The 17,149-nt window shown below is 65.2% G+C and carries 13 protein-coding genes; 11 read left to right on the top strand and 2 right to left on the bottom strand.

What is annotated here, in order from left to right; genetic code table 11:
- Positions 1–133: 133 nt before the first annotated feature.
- The gene (locus QUW00_RS03190; protein WP_289612955.1) at positions 134–1,456 is read left to right on the top strand and encodes a DUF4041 domain-containing protein; all 1,323 of its coding nucleotides are present in this window, start codon (positions 134–136) and stop codon (positions 1,454–1,456) included.
- A gap of 20 nt (positions 1,457–1,476) precedes the next feature.
- On the opposite strand, the gene QUW00_RS03185 is transcribed toward QUW00_RS03190, so the two are convergent.
- The gene (locus QUW00_RS03185; protein WP_289612954.1) at positions 1,477–1,767 is read right to left on the bottom strand and encodes a nucleotidyltransferase family protein; all 291 of its coding nucleotides are present in this window, start codon (positions 1,765–1,767) and stop codon (positions 1,477–1,479) included.
- Positions 1,768–1,936: 169 nt separating this feature from the next.
- Here QUW00_RS03185 and polA point away from each other — a divergent pair, with 169 nt between their 5' ends.
- The 7 genes from polA (at position 1,937) to QUW00_RS03150 (ending at position 12,196) form a co-directional block, all read left to right on the top strand.
- On the top strand, positions 1,937–4,720 hold the full coding sequence (gene polA, locus QUW00_RS03180) for a DNA polymerase I (RefSeq protein WP_289612953.1): 2,784 nt from the start codon (positions 1,937–1,939) through the stop codon (positions 4,718–4,720).
- Between the two features lie 84 nt (positions 4,721–4,804).
- A complete protein-coding gene (locus QUW00_RS03175) occupies positions 4,805–5,638 on the top strand; it encodes an HAD family hydrolase (RefSeq protein ID WP_289612952.1) in 834 nt (277 codons plus the stop codon).
- A 91-nt stretch (positions 5,639–5,729) separates the two neighbouring features.
- On the top strand, positions 5,730–6,998 hold the full coding sequence (locus tag QUW00_RS03170; RefSeq protein WP_289612951.1) for an MFS transporter: 1,269 nt from the start codon (positions 5,730–5,732) through the stop codon (positions 6,996–6,998).
- A 662-nt stretch (positions 6,999–7,660) separates the two neighbouring features.
- The gene (locus QUW00_RS03165; RefSeq protein WP_289612950.1) at positions 7,661–8,893 is read left to right on the top strand and encodes an argininosuccinate synthase; all 1,233 of its coding nucleotides are present in this window, start codon (positions 7,661–7,663) and stop codon (positions 8,891–8,893) included.
- A 168-nt stretch (positions 8,894–9,061) separates the two neighbouring features.
- Positions 9,062–9,289 (top strand): hypothetical protein, encoded by a 228-nt coding sequence (locus QUW00_RS03160; protein WP_289612949.1) that lies wholly within the window; start codon positions 9,062–9,064, stop codon positions 9,287–9,289.
- Positions 9,290–10,729, top strand: coding sequence for an argininosuccinate lyase (gene argH, locus QUW00_RS03155; protein WP_289612948.1), 1,440 nt, complete (start codon positions 9,290–9,292; stop codon positions 10,727–10,729).
- Between the two features lie 144 nt (positions 10,730–10,873).
- Complete coding sequence (locus tag QUW00_RS03150; protein WP_289612947.1) at positions 10,874–12,196, top strand: serine dehydratase subunit alpha family protein; 1,323 nt, start codon at positions 10,874–10,876, stop codon at positions 12,194–12,196.
- Positions 12,197–12,332: 136 nt separating this feature from the next.
- On the opposite strand, the gene QUW00_RS03145 is transcribed toward QUW00_RS03150, so the two are convergent.
- Positions 12,333–13,112, bottom strand: coding sequence for an HAD family hydrolase (locus tag QUW00_RS03145; protein WP_289612946.1), 780 nt, complete (start codon positions 13,110–13,112; stop codon positions 12,333–12,335).
- A 389-nt stretch (positions 13,113–13,501) separates the two neighbouring features.
- Between QUW00_RS03145 and rpsA the strand changes: the two genes are divergently transcribed.
- The 3 genes from rpsA (at position 13,502) to QUW00_RS03130 (ending at position 17,101) form a co-directional block, all read left to right on the top strand.
- The gene (rpsA, locus tag QUW00_RS03140) at positions 13,502–14,662 is read left to right on the top strand and encodes a 30S ribosomal protein S1 (protein ID WP_289612945.1); all 1,161 of its coding nucleotides are present in this window, start codon (positions 13,502–13,504) and stop codon (positions 14,660–14,662) included.
- 303 nt (positions 14,663–14,965) lie between these two features.
- Positions 14,966–15,652 (top strand): HAD hydrolase-like protein, encoded by a 687-nt coding sequence (locus QUW00_RS03135; RefSeq protein ID WP_289612944.1) that lies wholly within the window; start codon positions 14,966–14,968, stop codon positions 15,650–15,652.
- Positions 15,653–15,688: 36 nt separating this feature from the next.
- Positions 15,689–17,101, top strand: coding sequence for a Sapep family Mn(2+)-dependent dipeptidase (locus QUW00_RS03130; RefSeq protein WP_289612943.1), 1,413 nt, complete (start codon positions 15,689–15,691; stop codon positions 17,099–17,101).
- The last annotated feature ends 48 nt before the right edge of the window (positions 17,102–17,149 follow it).

Raw genomic sequence — 17,149 nt, 5'->3', positions numbered from 1 at the left:
TAAGAAAACTGCTTGTCGAATAATAGCCGCGAGCTAAGGAGAATGAAGCTTTGAAGGTATAGGCTTCGGTTATTGCTAATAATGTTGCGCATTACACTGCGTGTAATAGATATCAAAGGATGGAGTCTGTTCGATGGCTATATCAGATGTCTTTAAAGCAAAAGAGTACAAGGAGCGGGCGGAAAGGCTATCGAAAGCCGTTGAGCAGCTTCAGGCAATGATGACTCCCGAGATGCGTGACGCTATGTCCATACAGCAACGCATTGACGTCCTAAAGACCCAAGAGGCTCAAGAACAAGGGAATCTTGAAGAGATAAGACAGAGAATTAAACTTCATAATGAAACAGACAAGCAGCTTCAGAGAGAAATAGAAGAGAAGCAGGCGCAGCTCGTCATCTTTGACGATGCTATTCTCGTTCAGGATTACGGGCTATATGAGCCAAGGTTCGATTTCTCTAATTCCACGCAGTTCAAAGATAGACTAAAAGCGTGTCGCGAGATTCAGAAGGAGCTAATCAAGGACATCAACAGGGCCGCGGCGTCGACAACGTGGACGGTCAACGGGAGCGCTTCTAAAGGTAAGAAGATGGTTAAGGAGACTACGAAGCTCCTGATGCGTGCGTATAACGGTGAATGCGATGAAATCGTGCGCAAAGTGAAGGCAACTAATATAAACAGGTCAATCGAGCAGGTTTATAAGACTGCCTCCGCCATCAATAGGCTGGGTTCAACGTTGGGGATTGAAGTCCCGGCTCGCTATCAGCAGCTTAAGGAAGAGGAAGTTCGGCTTGCTTACGAGTTCGCATTGCAAAAGGAGCGCGAAAAAGAGGCGCTCCGGGAAGCGCGCGAACAAGAACGTGAAGCTCGAAAACTTTCCCAAGAGATTGCGGCGGCGAGAAAGAAGCTCGAAAAAGAAAAGACCCAGTATCTAAATGCGTATAAAGAGGTGGTCGAGCGTTTAAAGACTGCAAACGATAACGAAAAAGAGAATCTTGAGAAAAGAGCAGAGGAGCTGAAGGCTAAGCTCGATGATGTCGAGACCGCTGTGGCAGATGTTGATTACAGGGAGGCGAATCAGAAAGCGGGCTTTGTATATGTCATCTCGAACATCGGGTCTTTTGGGGAGAACGTATACAAGATAGGAATGACCCGTCGCCTCGAACCCATGGATCGAATCCGCGAGTTGGGAGATGCATCCGTTCCATTCAACTTTGATGTCCATGCAATGATTTTTTGCGATGATGCGCCCAAGCTGGAAGCTGCCCTACATCGAGAATTTGAAGACCGTAAAGTCAATATCGTCAACCAGCGCAGGGAGTTCTTTAACGTATCGCTCAGCGAAATCGAAGAAGTTGTTAAGAAAAACTACGACAAGACGGTGGAGTTTGTCGAAGTGCCCGAAGCGGAGCAGTTTCGCACGAGCGAGGAGTTAAGAAAACGCGGCTTATATCATTGAGCTGACGTTTCATGACATCCTCACTCCTCATAAAGCGTTACCCCTTCGCGCTCAAAAGCCTCTCGGACGAAGGGGTAGAGGTTCGCGGCGCCGAAGACGATATCGACAGGTCTGCCTAGCTCTTCCTCGAGTTCGTTGCTTATGGCGCCTCGCGCAAAGCCCAAGGGCCGGGATGTCTCCACGACAAGGTCGACGTCGGATGAGTCATCAGCCCTTCCTCTGGCAAAGCTGCCAAAAGGAGTGGCTCGGGTCAGCCCGTAAGCTTGAGCCACGCGTTGGACGGCGTGTCGGATCGTTGATATTTCGAGCATGGTGGCCTCCTACGAGGCGATTATACCGAGAGCGCTGCTATGCCGCCGCAGATGGCGCAGCAGCGCATCCCGCCCCCTGCAAAAAATGTCGCGTCCCGCTCCCGCACTCGCGCGCGTCGGTGCGGGCGAGTAGACTGGTGGGAGCAATTCTTACGAGAGGACGTCTCCCATGCCCGACACTCCCGCCGCCGACACCCGCCGCATTTTCGCCGTCATCGACGGCAACTCGCTCATGCACCGTGCCTTCCACGCCGTGCCGCCCACCATGAACGCGCCGGACGGCAGGCCCACGAACGCCATCTTCGGCTTCCTCAACATGTTCCTCAAGATGATCGACGCCTTCCATCCGGACGGCGTCGCCGTGGCGTTTGACCGCGGCAAGCCGCGCGTGCGCATGGAGATGCTGCCGCAGTACAAGGCCCAGCGCCCGCCCATGGATCCCGACCTGCGCGAGCAGTTCCCCATGATCAAGAAGCTCCTCGGCGAGCTGTCCGTGCCCATCCTCGAGGCCGAGGGCTGGGAGGGTGACGACATCCTGGGCACGCTCGCGCGCACGGGCGAGGCCGCCGGCTGCGACATGTACCTCATCACCGGCGATCGCGACATGTACCAGCTGTCCACCGAGCACGTCAAGATCGTCGGCACCAAGAAGGGCCTGTCCGACGTGCAGATCATGACGCCCGAGTCGGTCGAGGACCTCTACCACGGCATCACGCCCGAGCTCGTGCCCGACTTCTACGGTCTCAAGGGCGACACCTCCGACAACATCCCCGGCGTGCCCGGCATCGGTCCCAAGAAGGCCAGCGCGCTTATCGCCCAGTACGGCTCGCTCGACGAGGTCATCGCGCACGCCGACGAGGTCAAGGGCAAGATGGGCGAGAACCTGCGCGCCCATATCGACGACGCGCTGCTCTCGCGCCGCGTGGCGACCATTCAGACGAACGCCCCGGTCGAACTCGACTTCGAGCACACGGCGTTTCCGGCCTACGATGCGGCCGCGGTGTCGGCGGCCCTGGGCGAGCTCGGCATCAACGCCATGCAGAACCGTTTCCTCGCGCTGATCGGCGACGACGGCGGTGCGGCGTCTGCGACGGCCGCCTGCATGGAGCTGCCCGAGACCATCTATGCGCGCGCCGCATCCGGCGAAGGCGTTGCCCGGGCTGCAGCACGGCTCTCCGCCGCGCTCGAGGCGGGGGAGTGGGTCGCCGCGGTGCTCGATGACGACCGCGAAGACGGGGCGCTGTTCGGCCTGACCCACACGCTGTGGGTGGCGCTGCCCGACGTGCTGCTCGCCTTCGAGGAGCCCGATGGCGGCGTCGCGGATGCGCTGCCCGCATCCGACGGCTTCGATTTCTCCCATGGCCTCATCGCCGGGGTACTCGGCCGCCTGTTCGCCGCGGGCAAGGTGGTCTCGCCCGACGTGAAGGCCCTTATCCACGAGCTCGTGCCCGCCGACTCCGCCGTGCCCGCCCTCATGGACGCGCTCGACGTCGATGCGGCGCGCATCTTTGACACGGTGGTCGCGGCGTACCTGCTCGACTCGGCGCGCTCGTCGTTTGACGACGGCTACATCGCCGACACCTACCTGCACGCTCCGCTGCCCGCGGCAGCAGGGGAGGACGGGGCCGCAGCTGACGCGCTGCCGGCTGCCGCCCGCTCGGCCGCCCTTGCCCTGGCGGCCCTCGAGCCGCTCGCGACGGCGCTCGACGCGAACGACGCCGTCGGCGTGTTCACCCAGATCGAGATGCCGCTCGTGCCCGTCCTCGTGGACATGGAGCGCGCCGGCATGCTCGTGGACCCCGCGCGCCTGGCGGCCATGTCCGACAAGCTCTCCGGCCAGATCGACGAGCTCGCCGACCGCATCCGCGCGCTCGCCGGCGACGAGACCTTCAATATCGGCAGCCCCATGCAGCTGTCGCACGTGCTGTTCGACGTGATGGGCCTGCCCACCAAGGGTCTCAAGAAAACCCAGCGCGGCTATTACTCCACCAACGCCAAGGTGCTCGAGGACCTCGCGCGCGACCACGAGGTGGTCCGCCTCATCCTGGAGTGGCGCGAGAAGAGCAAGATCAAGTCCACGTACCTGGACACGCTGGGCCCGCTTGCCGGGCAGTACGGCGACCGCCGCGTGCACACCACCTACAACCAGACCATCACCGCCACCGGCCGCCTGTCCTCGTCCAACCCCAACCTGCAGAACATCCCGACCCGCTCCGAGCTGGGCCATACGGTGAAGACCGCGTTCTCGGCCGGCGAGGGCAAGGTGTTCTTGGCGGTCGACTACTCCCAGATCGAGCTGCGACTGCTCGCGCACCTCTCGGCCGACGAGCATCTGGTGGCGGCGTTCAACGAAGGCGAGGACTTCCACGCCGAGACCGCCGCGCGCGTGTTCGGTGTGCCCGTGTCCGAGGTCACGCGCGAGCTGCGCAGCCGCGCCAAGGCCGTCAACTTTGGCATCGTGTACGGCCAGCAGGCCTACGGCCTGTCCCAGTCGCTGGACATCCCCATGGCAGAGGCGCGCGAGATGATCGAGGCGTACTTCCGGGCGTATCCCGGCGTGCGCACCTATCTGGACCGCACGGTCGCCGAGGCGAAAGCCCGCGGCTACGCGGAGACGATGTTCGGCAGGCGCCGCCCCATCCCCGAGTTCAAGATGCGCAACCCCGCGCAGCGCGCGTTCGGCGAGCGCACCGCCATGAACCACCCCATGCAGGGTAGCGCCGCCGACATCATCAAGATCGCCATGGCACGTGTGGCGCGCCGCCTGCGCGATGAGGGCTTTGCCGCGCGCATGATCCTGCAGGTGCACGACGAGTTGGACTTCGAGTGCCCCGAGGACGAGGTTGAGCGCCTGACCGCTATGGTCCGCGAGGAGATGGAGGGCGTGGTCTCTCTGCGCGTTCCGCTGATCGCCGAGGCCTCCACGGGCGTCACCTGGGCGGACGCCAAGTAGCATATCCGGGTGCCACCGGCCCTACCTACGAAGAAGCGAGGCGGGCGGCTGCGGCCGTCCGTCAGATGACGAAGGAGAACACACGTGATCCAGGGGTTTGAGAGCGATACCGAGCTGCCGCGCGTCAAGCTCGTCGCGGCGGACATGGACTGCACGCTGCTCGCCGACGACGGCAGCATGCCGCCGCATATGCTCGAGCGCATCTGCGCGCTCGACGAGGCGGGCATCACGTTCTGCGCGGCGAGCGGACGGCCCCTCTACACGCTGATGGACATGTTCAGCGAGGTCGCCGACCACATGGCCCTGCTGTCCGACAACGGCGCCGCCATCTGCTGCCGCGGCGAGCTCATCTACAAGGACCTCATCGACGTGCCGACCTACCACGAGCTCATCGACTACACGCTCGCGGACGGGCGCGGCTGCCCGGTGGTCTGCGGCATCGAGGCGGGTTACCTGCGCCGCTGCGACGAGGTGTACGACGACTTCTTCCGGCGCTTCTTCACCAAGATCGTCTACCTCGACTCCCTTGACGAGCTCGACGCCGACGTGAACAAGTACACGGTCTACTTCCCGGACCGCACCGCCGAGGAGGTCTTCGCGAGCACCTATGACGCCGCATGGTCCGACCGCTTCTCGGTGACCAACGCCGGCAAGGAGTGGATCGACTTCATGAACAAGGGCGTCGACAAGGGCACCGGCATCGAGCGCCTGTGCGAGCACCTGGGCGTGGCGCCCGCCGAAGCGGCTGCGTTCGGCGACACGTACAACGACATCCCCATGCTCAAGGCCGTCGGGCACAGCTACACCGTCGCCAACGCCGAGGAGCACATGCACGCGCATGCGCGCTTCCTGGCGCCGTCCAACAACGACCGCGGCGTGGCCCAGGTGATCGACCGGCTGCTCGAACTCGTCTCGTAGCGCTCTGCCGCGCCGACGGCGCGGCAGCCGTCATGGAAATCATGCCTGACGCTTTTCACGCGATGTCCCGATAGGAAAGGAGGGCCGTCGGATGCTCGCCTCTGCGCTGCGCGGCCTGCCGCGCGGAACGCTTTCGCTCGCGGCGGTCCGTCTCATGCTCTACCTGGGCGTTCAGGCGGCGTACTTCATCGGGATCATCGGGACGCTGACCTACCAGCTCCAGGCGTCCACGGCCGCCATCGCGGCGGCGGTCGGCCTGTTCAACCTGCTCATCATCATCGGCAACGCCGCGGGCGGTTCCGTGCTCGACCTGTATGGGCCGCGCATGCACACCGCGGTGACGCTCGGTGTGGCCGCGGTGTCGAGCATCCTGTTCCAGCTCGTCGTCTGCACCGTGACGAGCGTGCTCGCCATGAGCGCGGGGTTCGGCTTTGCCACCGGTCTGGGGTTTGCATATCTCAGCGCGTATCCCGCCTACCTGAGCGATGACGCCGAGGTGCTCAAGCGCGTAAACGCGTTGCTCTCGGTCGTGTCGAATACCGCGGTGATGGTAGGGCCTGCGGTGGGTGGCATCATTGCCGCCGTGCTGCCGTCGCAGCGCGTGTTCGTCTTCGCCGGTGCCCTGGCGGTGGCGGCAGCGCTCCCTGCGGCCCGCCTGCTGAAGCGCGCGGAACATGCGCGCCGCCGCCGTGCCGCCGCCGGCAACGGTGCGGATGGGGCATCCGCCGCGCATCCCGACGATGAGGCGGGCGGAACCTTCGCCGACTCCGCGCACACGGTGTTCGCCGTGCCGTCGCTTGCGCTGCTGTTCTGGGTCGGCGTGCTCGCGTATGCGGGCTACGGGGCGTTCGACCCGCTCGAGTCGCTGTACTATCGCGACGTGCTGCACGTCGAGATCTCGTGGATGGGGTGGCTGTCGAGCGCCGCCGGCGTGGGGAGCGTCATCGGTGCCGCCCTCGCCATGCGCGTGCCGCGCCGCCACGTCAACGTGCGGACCCTTATGGTGCTGATCGCCCTCGAAGGGGCGGCTTGCATCCTGTATGTGGGAACGCCTTACGTCGCGTGCGCGCTGGCCGGTCAGCTGCTGCTCGGCGCCGCGTTCGGCGTGATCACGCCGCTGCAGAACACCCTCGTGCAGATCCATGCGCCGCTGAAGCTGCTGGGGCGCGTGAACTCGGTCATGAACGCGGGCTTTAACGGCGCGGGCGTCGTGCCGCTGCTCGCGGCGCCTGTGCTCGCCGAGCTGTTCGGCGTGCAGGGGGTGCTTGTGGGGGCGAGCTGCATGGTGCTGCTCGTGCCGATCGCGTGCATGGTGGGCATGCGCGCCAAGATATCCCGCATCGTCGCCGACGAGGGTTGACCCGCCGGGTTCCCTGCACTAAATTGCGACGGGCGTCATTTCTCAGACACCGTGCGGAAAGACGCCTGGCGCTATTTCCCGTGTATGTGAATAAAGTTTCAGGTATGTTTCATGGCTGATATATACGATAAACGCCAGCTCAGAGTAGGTGAATGCACCGCACGTCCGCTTGATCTCAACTTTTTTCACCGTAATGTTTTACAAGCGTGCACTTTAGCGTATAGTAGCGTCCAACGTGTTGCGGGCGCGGTATCGACCGCTTGGCGAAGATTCGCCGCCGCTCACGGTATTGATCGCACGTACTGACGGTAGACGAGGAGCTGTCCGGTGAACAACGTTCTGGCTACATACGAGGGCATGGCCGCAAGCGCCATCATGCCCGGCCAGAATGCCGCCACGGTTGCCATCCGACGCCAGCGTGCGATTTCCCGACGACGATAACCTGGTCGTCTCTGTTCGCATGGGGGTAGACGCCCCCAGCAGGGTTCGTCAATAGGTGCGTCGGGTTTTTCCTCCCCACGGGGTCGCGCATATGCGCATAGCTTTGCCCCGTCCGCGAGGTCGCTTCTCTCAACACAACTCGATCAAGCGTGTGCGCAGCGCAAGCACTGCCAAGGCGGGCTCATCCGGTTCCATCCGCTCATATATCGAAAGGAACTCCCATGAGCAAGGAAAAGGTCGTACTCGCATACTCCGGTGGTCTCGACACGTCCGTGTGCATCAAATGGCTGCAGGAGGAGAAGAACCTCGACGTCATCTGCGTGCTGGGCAACGTGGGCCAGGAGATCCACGGCCTCGAGTACAAGAAGCAGAAGGCCCTCGACCTGGGCGTCATCGACTGCCACGTGCTCGAGCTCAAAGACGAGTACGCCGACGAGTACCTCACGAAGGCCATCGCCGCCAACTCCATGTACGAGAACAAGTATCCGCTGCTCTCGGCCCTGTCCCGCCCGCTGCTCGCCTCCAAGCTGGTGGACATCGCGCACCAGTACGGCGCCAAGTACGTCGCGCACGGCTGCACCGGCAAGGGCAACGACCAGGTGCGCTTCGAGGCCTCGATCCTCACCCTCGACCCGTCGCTCGAGGTCATCGCCCCGGTGCGCGAGTGGGACCTCAAGTGCCGCCCCGACGAGGTCGCCTACGCCCGCGAGCACGGCGTGCCGGTGCCCGAGGGCGCCAACGACAACCCGTACTCCATCGACGACAACCTGTGGGGCCGCGCCATCGAGTGCGGCGTGCTGGAGGACCCCTGGAACGAGCCGCCGCATGACGTGTGGGTCATGACGAAGGACCCCGAGGAGACGCCCGATACCCCCACCTACGTCGACATCGACTTCGAGGGCGGCAAGCCCGTGGCGCTCAACGGCGAGCAGATGCCGCTCGCGGCGCTCGTCGCCAAGCTCAACCAGATCGCCGGCGACAACGGCTACGGCCGCCTCGACCTCATGGAGAACCGCATGGTGGGCCTCAAGTCCCGCGAGTGCTACGAGGTGCCCGCCGCCCTCACCCTCATCAACGCCCACAAGGCGCTCGAAGACCTCACCCTTGAGCGCGACGTGCTGCACCAGAAGCTCTACCTCGAGCAGACCTGGGCCACCTGCGTGTACAACGGCCAGTGGTTCAGCCCGCTCAAGCGCGCGCTCGACGCCTTCATGGCCGAGACGCAGAAGTTCGTGACCGGCACCGTGCGCGTCAAGTTCTTCAAGGGCCACTGCACCGTCATGGGCCGCAAGAGCCCCTGCTCGCTGTACGACTTCGGCCTGGCGACCTACGACCGCGACACCACCTTTGACGAGAAGGCCGCCGTGGGCTTCATCCAGATCGAGACGCTGTCGCTCAAGACGTGGGCCAAGATGCAGGGCCCCACGTCCGAGGCCGCGGCGAATCTCGCCTAAGCTTTCTCCCGGCGCATATTCGGAGCAGTCCCTTCGAGCGCGCCATCCTGCCATGCGCGGCGGTTCGTGCCCGCCGCGATACCGTCCCCGGCGGCGACTCGCCGGGGACGGTCCATATCGGGCCGCCGTGCCCGCGTGTCCATCCCCGACAGCTCGATTGGAGTCCTCATGTTCGCTTTCATCGCGGCGCTCGCGCCCGCCTTCGACTACGATACGATTCACGCCACGCCGTCGACCCTGAAGGGTTGGACGCAGGGCGGCGGCCCCCGCGCGAAGGTGGCCGCATTTGTTGACGACGGCGCCGCGCCGGTGAATCCCGGCACCATGCGCGAGCTGCTGCACAGCGGCGGCGCCATGACGTGCATCTCGCTGCACGCGGGTGAGGGGGTCTGCTAGATGGCGCTGTGGGGAGGTCGCTTCGAGGAGTCGGTCTCGGAGCTCACGCAGGAGTTCGGCGCGTCGCTGCCGGTCGACCGGCATCTGTACCGCCAGGACATCGCCGGGTCGAAGGCGCACGCGGCGATGCTCGCCGCGCAGGGCATCATCTCCGCCGAGGATGCCCGGGCCATCCATGACGGGCTCGATGCGATCCAGGCCGATATCGACGCCGGTGCCTTCACCTTCGATATCAACGACGAGGACATCCACATGGCGATCGAGTCCGAGCTGACCCGTCGCATCGGCGCGGCGGGCGGGCGCCTGCACACCGGGCGCTCGCGCAACGACCAGGTGGCGACCGATACGCGCCTGGCCGCCAAGGCGCTTTCCGCCTCGCTCATGGAGGGCAACCTCGCGCTGCGCCACACGCTCGTCGAGGCGGCGGCTGCGGCGGGCGACACCATCCTGCCCGGTATGACGCATCTGCAGCACGCCCAGCCCGTGCTGTTTGCGCACCACCTGCTCGCCTATGCATGGATGCTCGCGCGCGACTTCACGCGCCTGCGCGCGGCCTTCGACGCCGCCGACGCCTCGCCGCTGGGCGCAGCCGCTCTTGCCGGCACCACCTATCCGCTCGATCGCCAGATGACGGCCGATGCGCTGGGCTTCTCGCGCGTGATCGAGAACTCGCTCGACGCAGTGTCCGATCGCGACTTCCTGCTCGACTTGGAGTATGCCTGCTCGGTCATGGCGGTGCACCTGTCGCGCCTGTCCGAGGAGATCGTGCTGTGGAGCAGCCAGGAGTTCGGCTTCATCACCCTGTCGGACGCCTACTCGACCGGCTCGTCGATCATGCCGCAGAAGAAGAACCCCGACTTCGCCGAGCTCATTCGCGGCAAGAGCGGGCGCGTGGTGGGCGACCTGGTGCAGCTGCTCGTGACCGTGAAGGGCCTGCCGCTGGCCTACAACAAGGACCTGCAGGAGGACAAGGAGAGCGCGCTCGACGCCGCGCGCACCCTCGAGCAGTGCCTGTCCGTGATGTGCGGGATGGTGGGCACCTGGACGGTGAACGCCGACCGCATGCGCGCCGTCATGCACCGCGGACATCTGGCGGCGACCGACGTGGCCGATTACCTTGCCAAACGCGGCATGCCGTTCCGCGAGGCGCACGCCGTGGTGGGCCATCTCGTGCTCGAGGCCGAGCGCGCGGGCTGCGATATCTCGGAGCTGCCGGTCGACACGTTCAAGGCTGCCAGCGAGCTGTTCGGCGACGACGTCGTGGGCGCGTTCGACCTGGACGCCATCGTGGCGGCGCGCACGACGCAGGGCGGAACGGCGCCCGTGGCCGTCGCCGCGCAGATGGAGAAGGTCAAGGCTGGTATCGCCGCCGACGAGGCGGCCGTGGCCGCGCTGTCGCCGGTGGTCGAGATGGGCGCCGGCACGCGCTCGGTGCTGTAGCGAAGGCCGAACGGCCTCGGTGGTATCCGGCGGCGCTGCCGCCCGCGCCGCTTGCTGGGCGCGGGCGGCAGCTGCTTTCTCGGCGGGCAAAAATGAATACAATGGAAGCGGTAATGAATACATGTGCCGTCCAAGGAGGCCCTCATGCCCCATACGCCCGCCGCTCCGTTTTGCGCCGAGGTCCGCGACCGCGCCCTGTGCGAGGTCCTCAACGAGGAGCTCGTCTGCGCGCTCGGCTGCACCGAGCCCATTTCGGTCGCCTACGCCGCCGCGCTCGCGAGCAAAACGCTGGGGGCTGAGCCCGATCGCCTCGAGGTGGGCTGCTCGGGCAACATCGTCAAGAACGTCAAGAGCGTGACGGTGCCCAACTCCGATGGCATGCACGGCATCGAGGCCGCGGCGACCCTCGGCGCGGTGGGCGGCGACGCGAACAGCGCCCTGGAGGTGCTCGAGTCCGTGACGCCCGAGCACATCGCCCGTACGCGCGAGCTGCTGTCCGACCCGGCGTACTGCGACGTCTCGCTCGTGGAGGACGTCCCCAACCTCTATATCAAGGTGCGCGCGCACGCCGCGGAGCACGTGGCCGAGGTCGTCATCGCCGAGCACCATACCAACGTGGTGTACCGCGCGCTCGACGACACCACGCTCGACGGTTCGCGCGACCAGGACCCCGCCCTGATGGAGCATGAGAACAATCCCGCCTACGAGCAGCTCAAGATCGACGCGATCATCGGCTTCGCCGAGAGCGGCGACATCGACGCCGCCCGCGAGGTCCTCGAGCGCCAGATCTCCTATAACGACACCATCTCGCGCGAGGGCCTGAACAACGCCTGGGGCGCCGAGGTGGGTCGCACGCTCATGGAGACGCGCGAGCACGACGCGGCCTGCCGCGCCCGCGCCCGCGCCGCCGCCGGCTCCGACGCGCGCATGAGCGGATGTGCCCTGCCGGTCGTCATCGTGTGCGGATCGGGCAACCAGGGCATCACCGCCTGCCTGCCCGTGATGGAGTACGCCGAGCAGCTGGGTGTCGACCACGAGCGCCTGCTGCGCGCCGTGGCCCTCTCCGACCTGGTCGCCGCGCACGTCAAGGGCTATATCGGGGCCCTCTCCGCGTTCTGCGGCGTCGTGTGCGCAGCCTGCGGCGCGGGTGCGGCCATCTGCTGGATGCGCGGCGGCACGCCGGAGCAGATCGGCGCGACGATCGTCAACACCCTGGGCAACGTGGGCGGCATCGTGTGCGATGGCGCCAAGCCGAGCTGCGCCGCCAAGATCTCGGCCGCCGTGGACGCCGCCATCATGGGCTGCGACATGGCCATGGCCGGGCGCGGATTCCGTGCGGGCGAGGGCCTGGTCCAGCGCACGGTCGAGGAGACCATCGCGAGCATCGGTTACGTCGGCCGCGTGGGCATGAAGCCCACCGACGAGGAGATCTTGAACATCATGATCGGCAAGACCACGCTGCGCTAGACGGCGCGGCGCGGACATAGGGGGCCGGGACGGGCCTCGATGCATGAAGGCGGGTGCAGCCCTGAGGGCGGCATCCGCCTTCGTCATGTGCATGAGGATAGGCAGCGCGGCGTCGCGCGCGTCAGGGGGGGCGGCCCTATCGTGCGTGGGCGACGTTCTGCACGAGTTCGACCAGGGGCTTTTCCTGCCGCTCGTAGAAGCGCTCCTCGATCTCGTCGAAGCTCGCCGCGAAATCTGCCATGGGGCCGCACCAGGTGGCGCGCACCGGCGTGCCGCGCCCCACGAAGGCGGTCTGCAGGCCGATGTCGGGATCGGGGAAGTCGCGCCGCGGGTCGTTGCCCACCATGAGGACCTCCTCGGGGGCAAGGCCCATCTCGTCGAGCGCGTCGCGGTAGTAGTCGGGGTTCGGCTTGCTGCGCCGCGTGTTCTCCATGGTGGTGACAAGCTCGAACGGCATATCGTGAATGTTCGCCCATCCCATGCGGCACTCGATGCATTCGCGGGTGAAGCAGGGGTTGGTGAGCAGCGCCACGCGCAGGCCGCGGTCGAGCACGCACGACAGCGCCTCGAGGCCGCCTTCCATGGGATGGGCCGCGATGATGCCGTCGTTGCGGTGGGGGAGGACCTCGCGCTCGAAGAAGGCGAGGGCCTCGGCGATGATCGGGTCGGCCAGCACCACGCCGCCGCGCCGCTCGATCGTCGAGCAGAACAGCTCGCGGTTGGTGCACGTGTTGTCGCGTTCGGCGCGGTTGAGCTCATATACCGCCGCGGTGTAGGCGGCAAACATGGACAGCGGGTTCTTGCGGCCGATATCGGCCAGCAGCTTGGATTCGTCCTTGGCGAGCACGGCCACGAACGCGCCCAGGTTGATGTCGAGCAGCGTCGAGTCCATGTCGAAGACGACCGCTTTGAGCATGATGCCTCCTTTCACCTCCATCGGCGGCGCGCGCCCGCGCGTGCGGTGCGCCCTGTGCGTTCACGTCTTGAGCTTATACCCACGATTCTGGCGATATGCCTGCCGCGTGGCTTACGAAACCGTCATGGTGGGCGCCACCGCCGCAGGCAAGCTGCGGACAAGGTAAAAATGCGGATTCTTTTCGTACCGCTTACGTAAAAATCAGTGTTGCGGCTTGAAATGCAAGGCGATTCCATGTAGTTTAGACGAACGTGAATGCAAATGCTTCACATCCGTATCTGTCGGCTCCCGAGAAGTTCCAAACGGTGCGCGCGACATGGGCGCCAGTCCAGACGCGCAATCTGCAGGTCCTAGCAATCGGGGCCCCGTAGTTCGAAAGGGGTCCACCTTTGAGTGAGATTCAGAACTCGTCCATTTTCTCCCTCGACGATGTCAACGAGGAGGAGATGAACAACCTCATCGACGGCACCATCACCGATTTCGACGAGGGCGATCTGGTCAACGGCACTGTCGTCAAGATCGAGCACGACGAGGTCCTCGTGGACATCGGATTCAAGTCCGAGGGCGTCATTCCCGTTCGCGAGCTCTCCATCCGCAAGGATGCCAACCCTGCAGACATCGTCAACCTGGGCGATCCCATCGAGGCCCTGGTCCTTCAGAAGGAGGACAAGGACGGCCGTCTGGTGCTCTCCAAGAAGCGTGCTGAGTACGAGCGCGCCTGGAACCGCATCGAGGAGAAGTTCAACTCCGGCGAGAACGTCGAGGGCGAGGTCATCGAGGTCGTCAAGGGCGGCCTGATCCTCGACATCGGCCTGCGCGGCTTCCTGCCCGCGTCCCTGGTCGACCTCCGTCGCGTCAAGGACCTCAGCTCCTACCTGCACACCTCCATCGAGGCCCGCGTCATCGAGATGGACCGCAACCGCAACAACGTCGTGCTGTCCCGCCGCGTGGTGCTCGAGGAGTCCCGCAAGGCCGAGCGCACCGAGATCCTCTCCAAGCTCAAGAGCGGCATGCGTCTCAAGGGCACCGTTTCCTCCATCGTGGACTTCGGCGCCTTCGTGGACCTGGGCGGCATCGACGGCCTGATCCACATCTCCGAGCTCTCCTGGAACCACGTCAACCACCCCTCCGAGGTCGTCAAGGTCGGCCAGGAGGTCGAGGTCGAGGTTCTGGATGTCGACCTCAACCGCGAGCGCATCTCCCTCGGTCTCAAGCAGACCACCGAGGATCCTTGGCGCGCGCTCGTCAAGAAGTACCCCGTGGGCGCTATCGTCGAGGGCACCGTCACCAAGCTCGTGCCGTTCGGCGCCTTTGTCGACCTCGGTGAGGGCATCGAGGGCCTCGTGCACATCTCCGAGATGGCCAACAAGCACGTGGACCAGCCTTCCCAGGTCACCCACGTGGGTGCCAAGGTCCAGGTCAAGGTCATGGAGATCGACCTCGACCGTCGTCGCATCAGCCTGTCGATGAAGTCCGCCGCCGAGACCCTCGGCGTCGAGATCGAGGTCGCCCCGCTGCCGTCCGAGAAGAAGGACGAGGACGCCGAGTAGCGTCTGCGCGATAACCTGTCGCATGAGGGCTCCCGCATGGTCGGGAGCCCTTTTTTCTTACCCGTCGGGGACGGAGAGGGGCCAGGCTGTGTCCTGTTGCGGTATTCACCGTGCACAGAGCTGTCCTCATGGACGCCGTCGTCCCTGAGGTGCTACGGGTGTGTACCGCCGAGCGACCGCTGCGCCGACTTCTCCCGTACCACCGTGCAGATCCGTGGCCTCCTTCGACAAGCGCTCCTCGTTTCGGGTGCACCGATGGCGTATGATGTACGGGCATGTCTGTTTGACGGAAAGGGGACATCGATGACCGAAGCGGCCCAAGCCGACGCGTTGCATATCGCCGAGCGCCCGGTCGTCCTGTTCGATTTCGACGGAACGCTCGCCGATACGAGCCCGGCAATCCTGCGCACGGCGCGTGCCGTGCTCGAGCGCCGCGGCTACGACGTCGATGCGCTCGATCTGACCAGCCTGATCGGTCCGCCGCTCTACGACGGCTTCATGGATCTGATCGGGGTTGAGCTCGACGAGGCCATCGCCATCACCAACGAGTACCGCGCGCTGTTTGACGCCGAGGTCCGCCCCGAGGACTATCCGCCGTTGCCGGGGATACCCGAGCTGCTGCGCGGCCTTGTGGCGCGCGGCACGCGCATCGCCGTCGCGACCTCGCGCCTCGAGTCCATGGCCATCCGCATGATCACATCGCTCGATCTGCCGCCCTTCGAGGCTATGGTGGGCAGGTTGGAGCCGGGTCGCGATACGAAGGCCGACTGCATCCGGGCGGCCCTGGATCAGCTCGGCGCGTCATGTGACGAGGCCGTCATGGTGGGCGATCGCAAGCACGATACGCTGGGCGCCCATGCGTGCGGGATCCCGTGCGTCGCGGTGTACACCGGGACCGCGAAGCCCGGCGAGCATGAACGGGCGGGCGCCGACGTGATCTGCCACGGCGTCGCGGAGCTCGCGACGGTATTCGGCGTGCGGCTCGTGTAGATTGATATGCCCTCGAATCCAGGTAAAGGAGTAGCTATGGACAAGACACTCGAAACCCAGGTCGACGCCTATGTCGACGAGGTCTGGGAGGACGTCGTCGCCGACATCGCCGAGCTGGTGGGCCACCCCTCGGTCGCCGACTCGTCGACGGGTACGCCCGGCTCGCCGTTCGGTGCGCCCGTGCGCGAAGCACTCGACTGCGCGCTCGGCATCGCGGCGAAGCTCGGGTATGAGGTGAGCGATGACGAGGGCTATGTGGGCATCGCCGACATCCCCGGCGCTTCCGAGACGCAGATCGCCACGATCGCCCATGTGGACGTCGTCCCGGCGGGTCCCGGTTGGAACACCGATCCCTTCGCCTGCACCCGTCGCGAGGGCTGGCTGCTCGGCCGCGGCGTCATCGACGACAAGGGCCCGGCTGTGCTCGCCCTGTACGCGGGCGCCTTCCTCAAGCGCCTGGGCGCTCAACTGCGCTACACGTTCCGCGCGCTGATCGGCTGCGACGAGGAGGTGGGCATGACCGATGTCCACCATTATCTGGACGGCCACGATGACCCCGCCTTCCTGTTTACGCCCGATGCCGAGTTCCCGCTGGGCAACGCCGAGAAGGGCCAGTTCGGCGCGACCTTCACGAGCGCGCCGATCGAGGGCGGCCGCATCCTGTCCTGGAGCGGAGCCGAGGCGACCAACGCTATTCCCGCCGAGTCCATCTGCGAGATCGCCGTGGACATCGCCGACTGCCCGGCGCCGGTCGCCAACGCCGAGAGGCTGACGCTCGAAGCCGCAGCTCCTGGGAAGACCCGCATCGTCGCACACGGCATCGGCGGACATGCCTCGCTGCCGGAGGGCACCATCAACGCTATCGCCCTCATTTTGGGCTACCTGCGCGAGGCCGACCTGGCGGCTGTGTCGGAGAAGCCGTTTCTCGACCTCATGGCGATCATTCATGCCGACACGGCGGGGGAGGGGCTGGGCATCGCGAGCGAGAGCCCGGCGTTTGGCCCGCTGACGCTCAACGGCGGCACCGTCGAGGTCGCGGACGGCCGTATCCGCCAGACGATCGATGTCCGCTTCCCCGACAGCACGTCGGCCGAGGTGCTCGAGCGCACCTGCCGCGAGGTTGCGGAGCGCTTCGGCGCGCAGCTGACCGTCGACCACGACAAGGTGCCGTTCTCGATTTCGGCCGACCATCCTGCTGTGCAGACGCTGCTGTCCACCTACCACGAGGTCACCGGCAAGCCCGCCTATCCGATCTCGATGGGCGGCGGCACGTATGCGCGCAACTTCGCGCGCGCCGTCTCGTTCGGACCGGAGGACAACGGCCTTGAGCTCCCGGCGTGGGGCGGTCCCATGCACGGACCCAACGAGTGCGCAAACGAGGCGCTGCTCAAGGAGGCACTGAAGATCTACATCCTGTCCATCGTGCGTTTGATGGATGTCGACCTGTAGCAGGCGACCCATTTGAGCCATCATCATCGGGGGGGCGTGCCACACGTG

Source organism: Collinsella tanakaei (assembly GCF_030373545.1).
In the GTDB taxonomy this organism is placed as follows: Bacteria; Actinomycetota; Coriobacteriia; order Coriobacteriales; family Coriobacteriaceae; genus Collinsella; species Collinsella tanakaei_C.
Note: the sequence above shows the minus strand (reverse complement) of the source record. Positions and strands in the feature narration are given on the sequence as shown.

Excerpts from the sequence above, each read along its gene's own strand:
- QUW00_RS03190 (WP_289612955.1), top strand. The coding sequence starts at position 134 with ATGGCTATATCAGATGTCTTTAAAGCAAAAGAGTACAAGGAGCGGGCG.
- QUW00_RS03185 (WP_289612954.1), bottom strand. The coding sequence starts at position 1,767 with ATGCTCGAAATATCAACGATCCGACACGCCGTCCAACGCGTGGCTCAA.
- polA (WP_289612953.1), top strand. The coding sequence starts at position 1,937 with ATGCCCGACACTCCCGCCGCCGACACCCGCCGCATTTTCGCCGTCATC.
- QUW00_RS03170 (WP_289612951.1), top strand. The coding sequence starts at position 5,730 with ATGCTCGCCTCTGCGCTGCGCGGCCTGCCGCGCGGAACGCTTTCGCTC.
- QUW00_RS03165 (WP_289612950.1), top strand. The coding sequence starts at position 7,661 with ATGAGCAAGGAAAAGGTCGTACTCGCATACTCCGGTGGTCTCGACACG.
- QUW00_RS03160 (WP_289612949.1), top strand. The coding sequence starts at position 9,062 with ATGTTCGCTTTCATCGCGGCGCTCGCGCCCGCCTTCGACTACGATACG.
- argH (WP_289612948.1), top strand. The coding sequence starts at position 9,290 with ATGGCGCTGTGGGGAGGTCGCTTCGAGGAGTCGGTCTCGGAGCTCACG.
- QUW00_RS03150 (WP_289612947.1), top strand. The coding sequence starts at position 10,874 with ATGCCCCATACGCCCGCCGCTCCGTTTTGCGCCGAGGTCCGCGACCGC.
- QUW00_RS03145 (WP_289612946.1), bottom strand. The coding sequence starts at position 13,112 with ATGCTCAAAGCGGTCGTCTTCGACATGGACTCGACGCTGCTCGACATC.
- QUW00_RS03135 (WP_289612944.1), top strand. The coding sequence starts at position 14,966 with ATGACCGAAGCGGCCCAAGCCGACGCGTTGCATATCGCCGAGCGCCCG.
- QUW00_RS03130 (WP_289612943.1), top strand. The coding sequence starts at position 15,689 with ATGGACAAGACACTCGAAACCCAGGTCGACGCCTATGTCGACGAGGTC.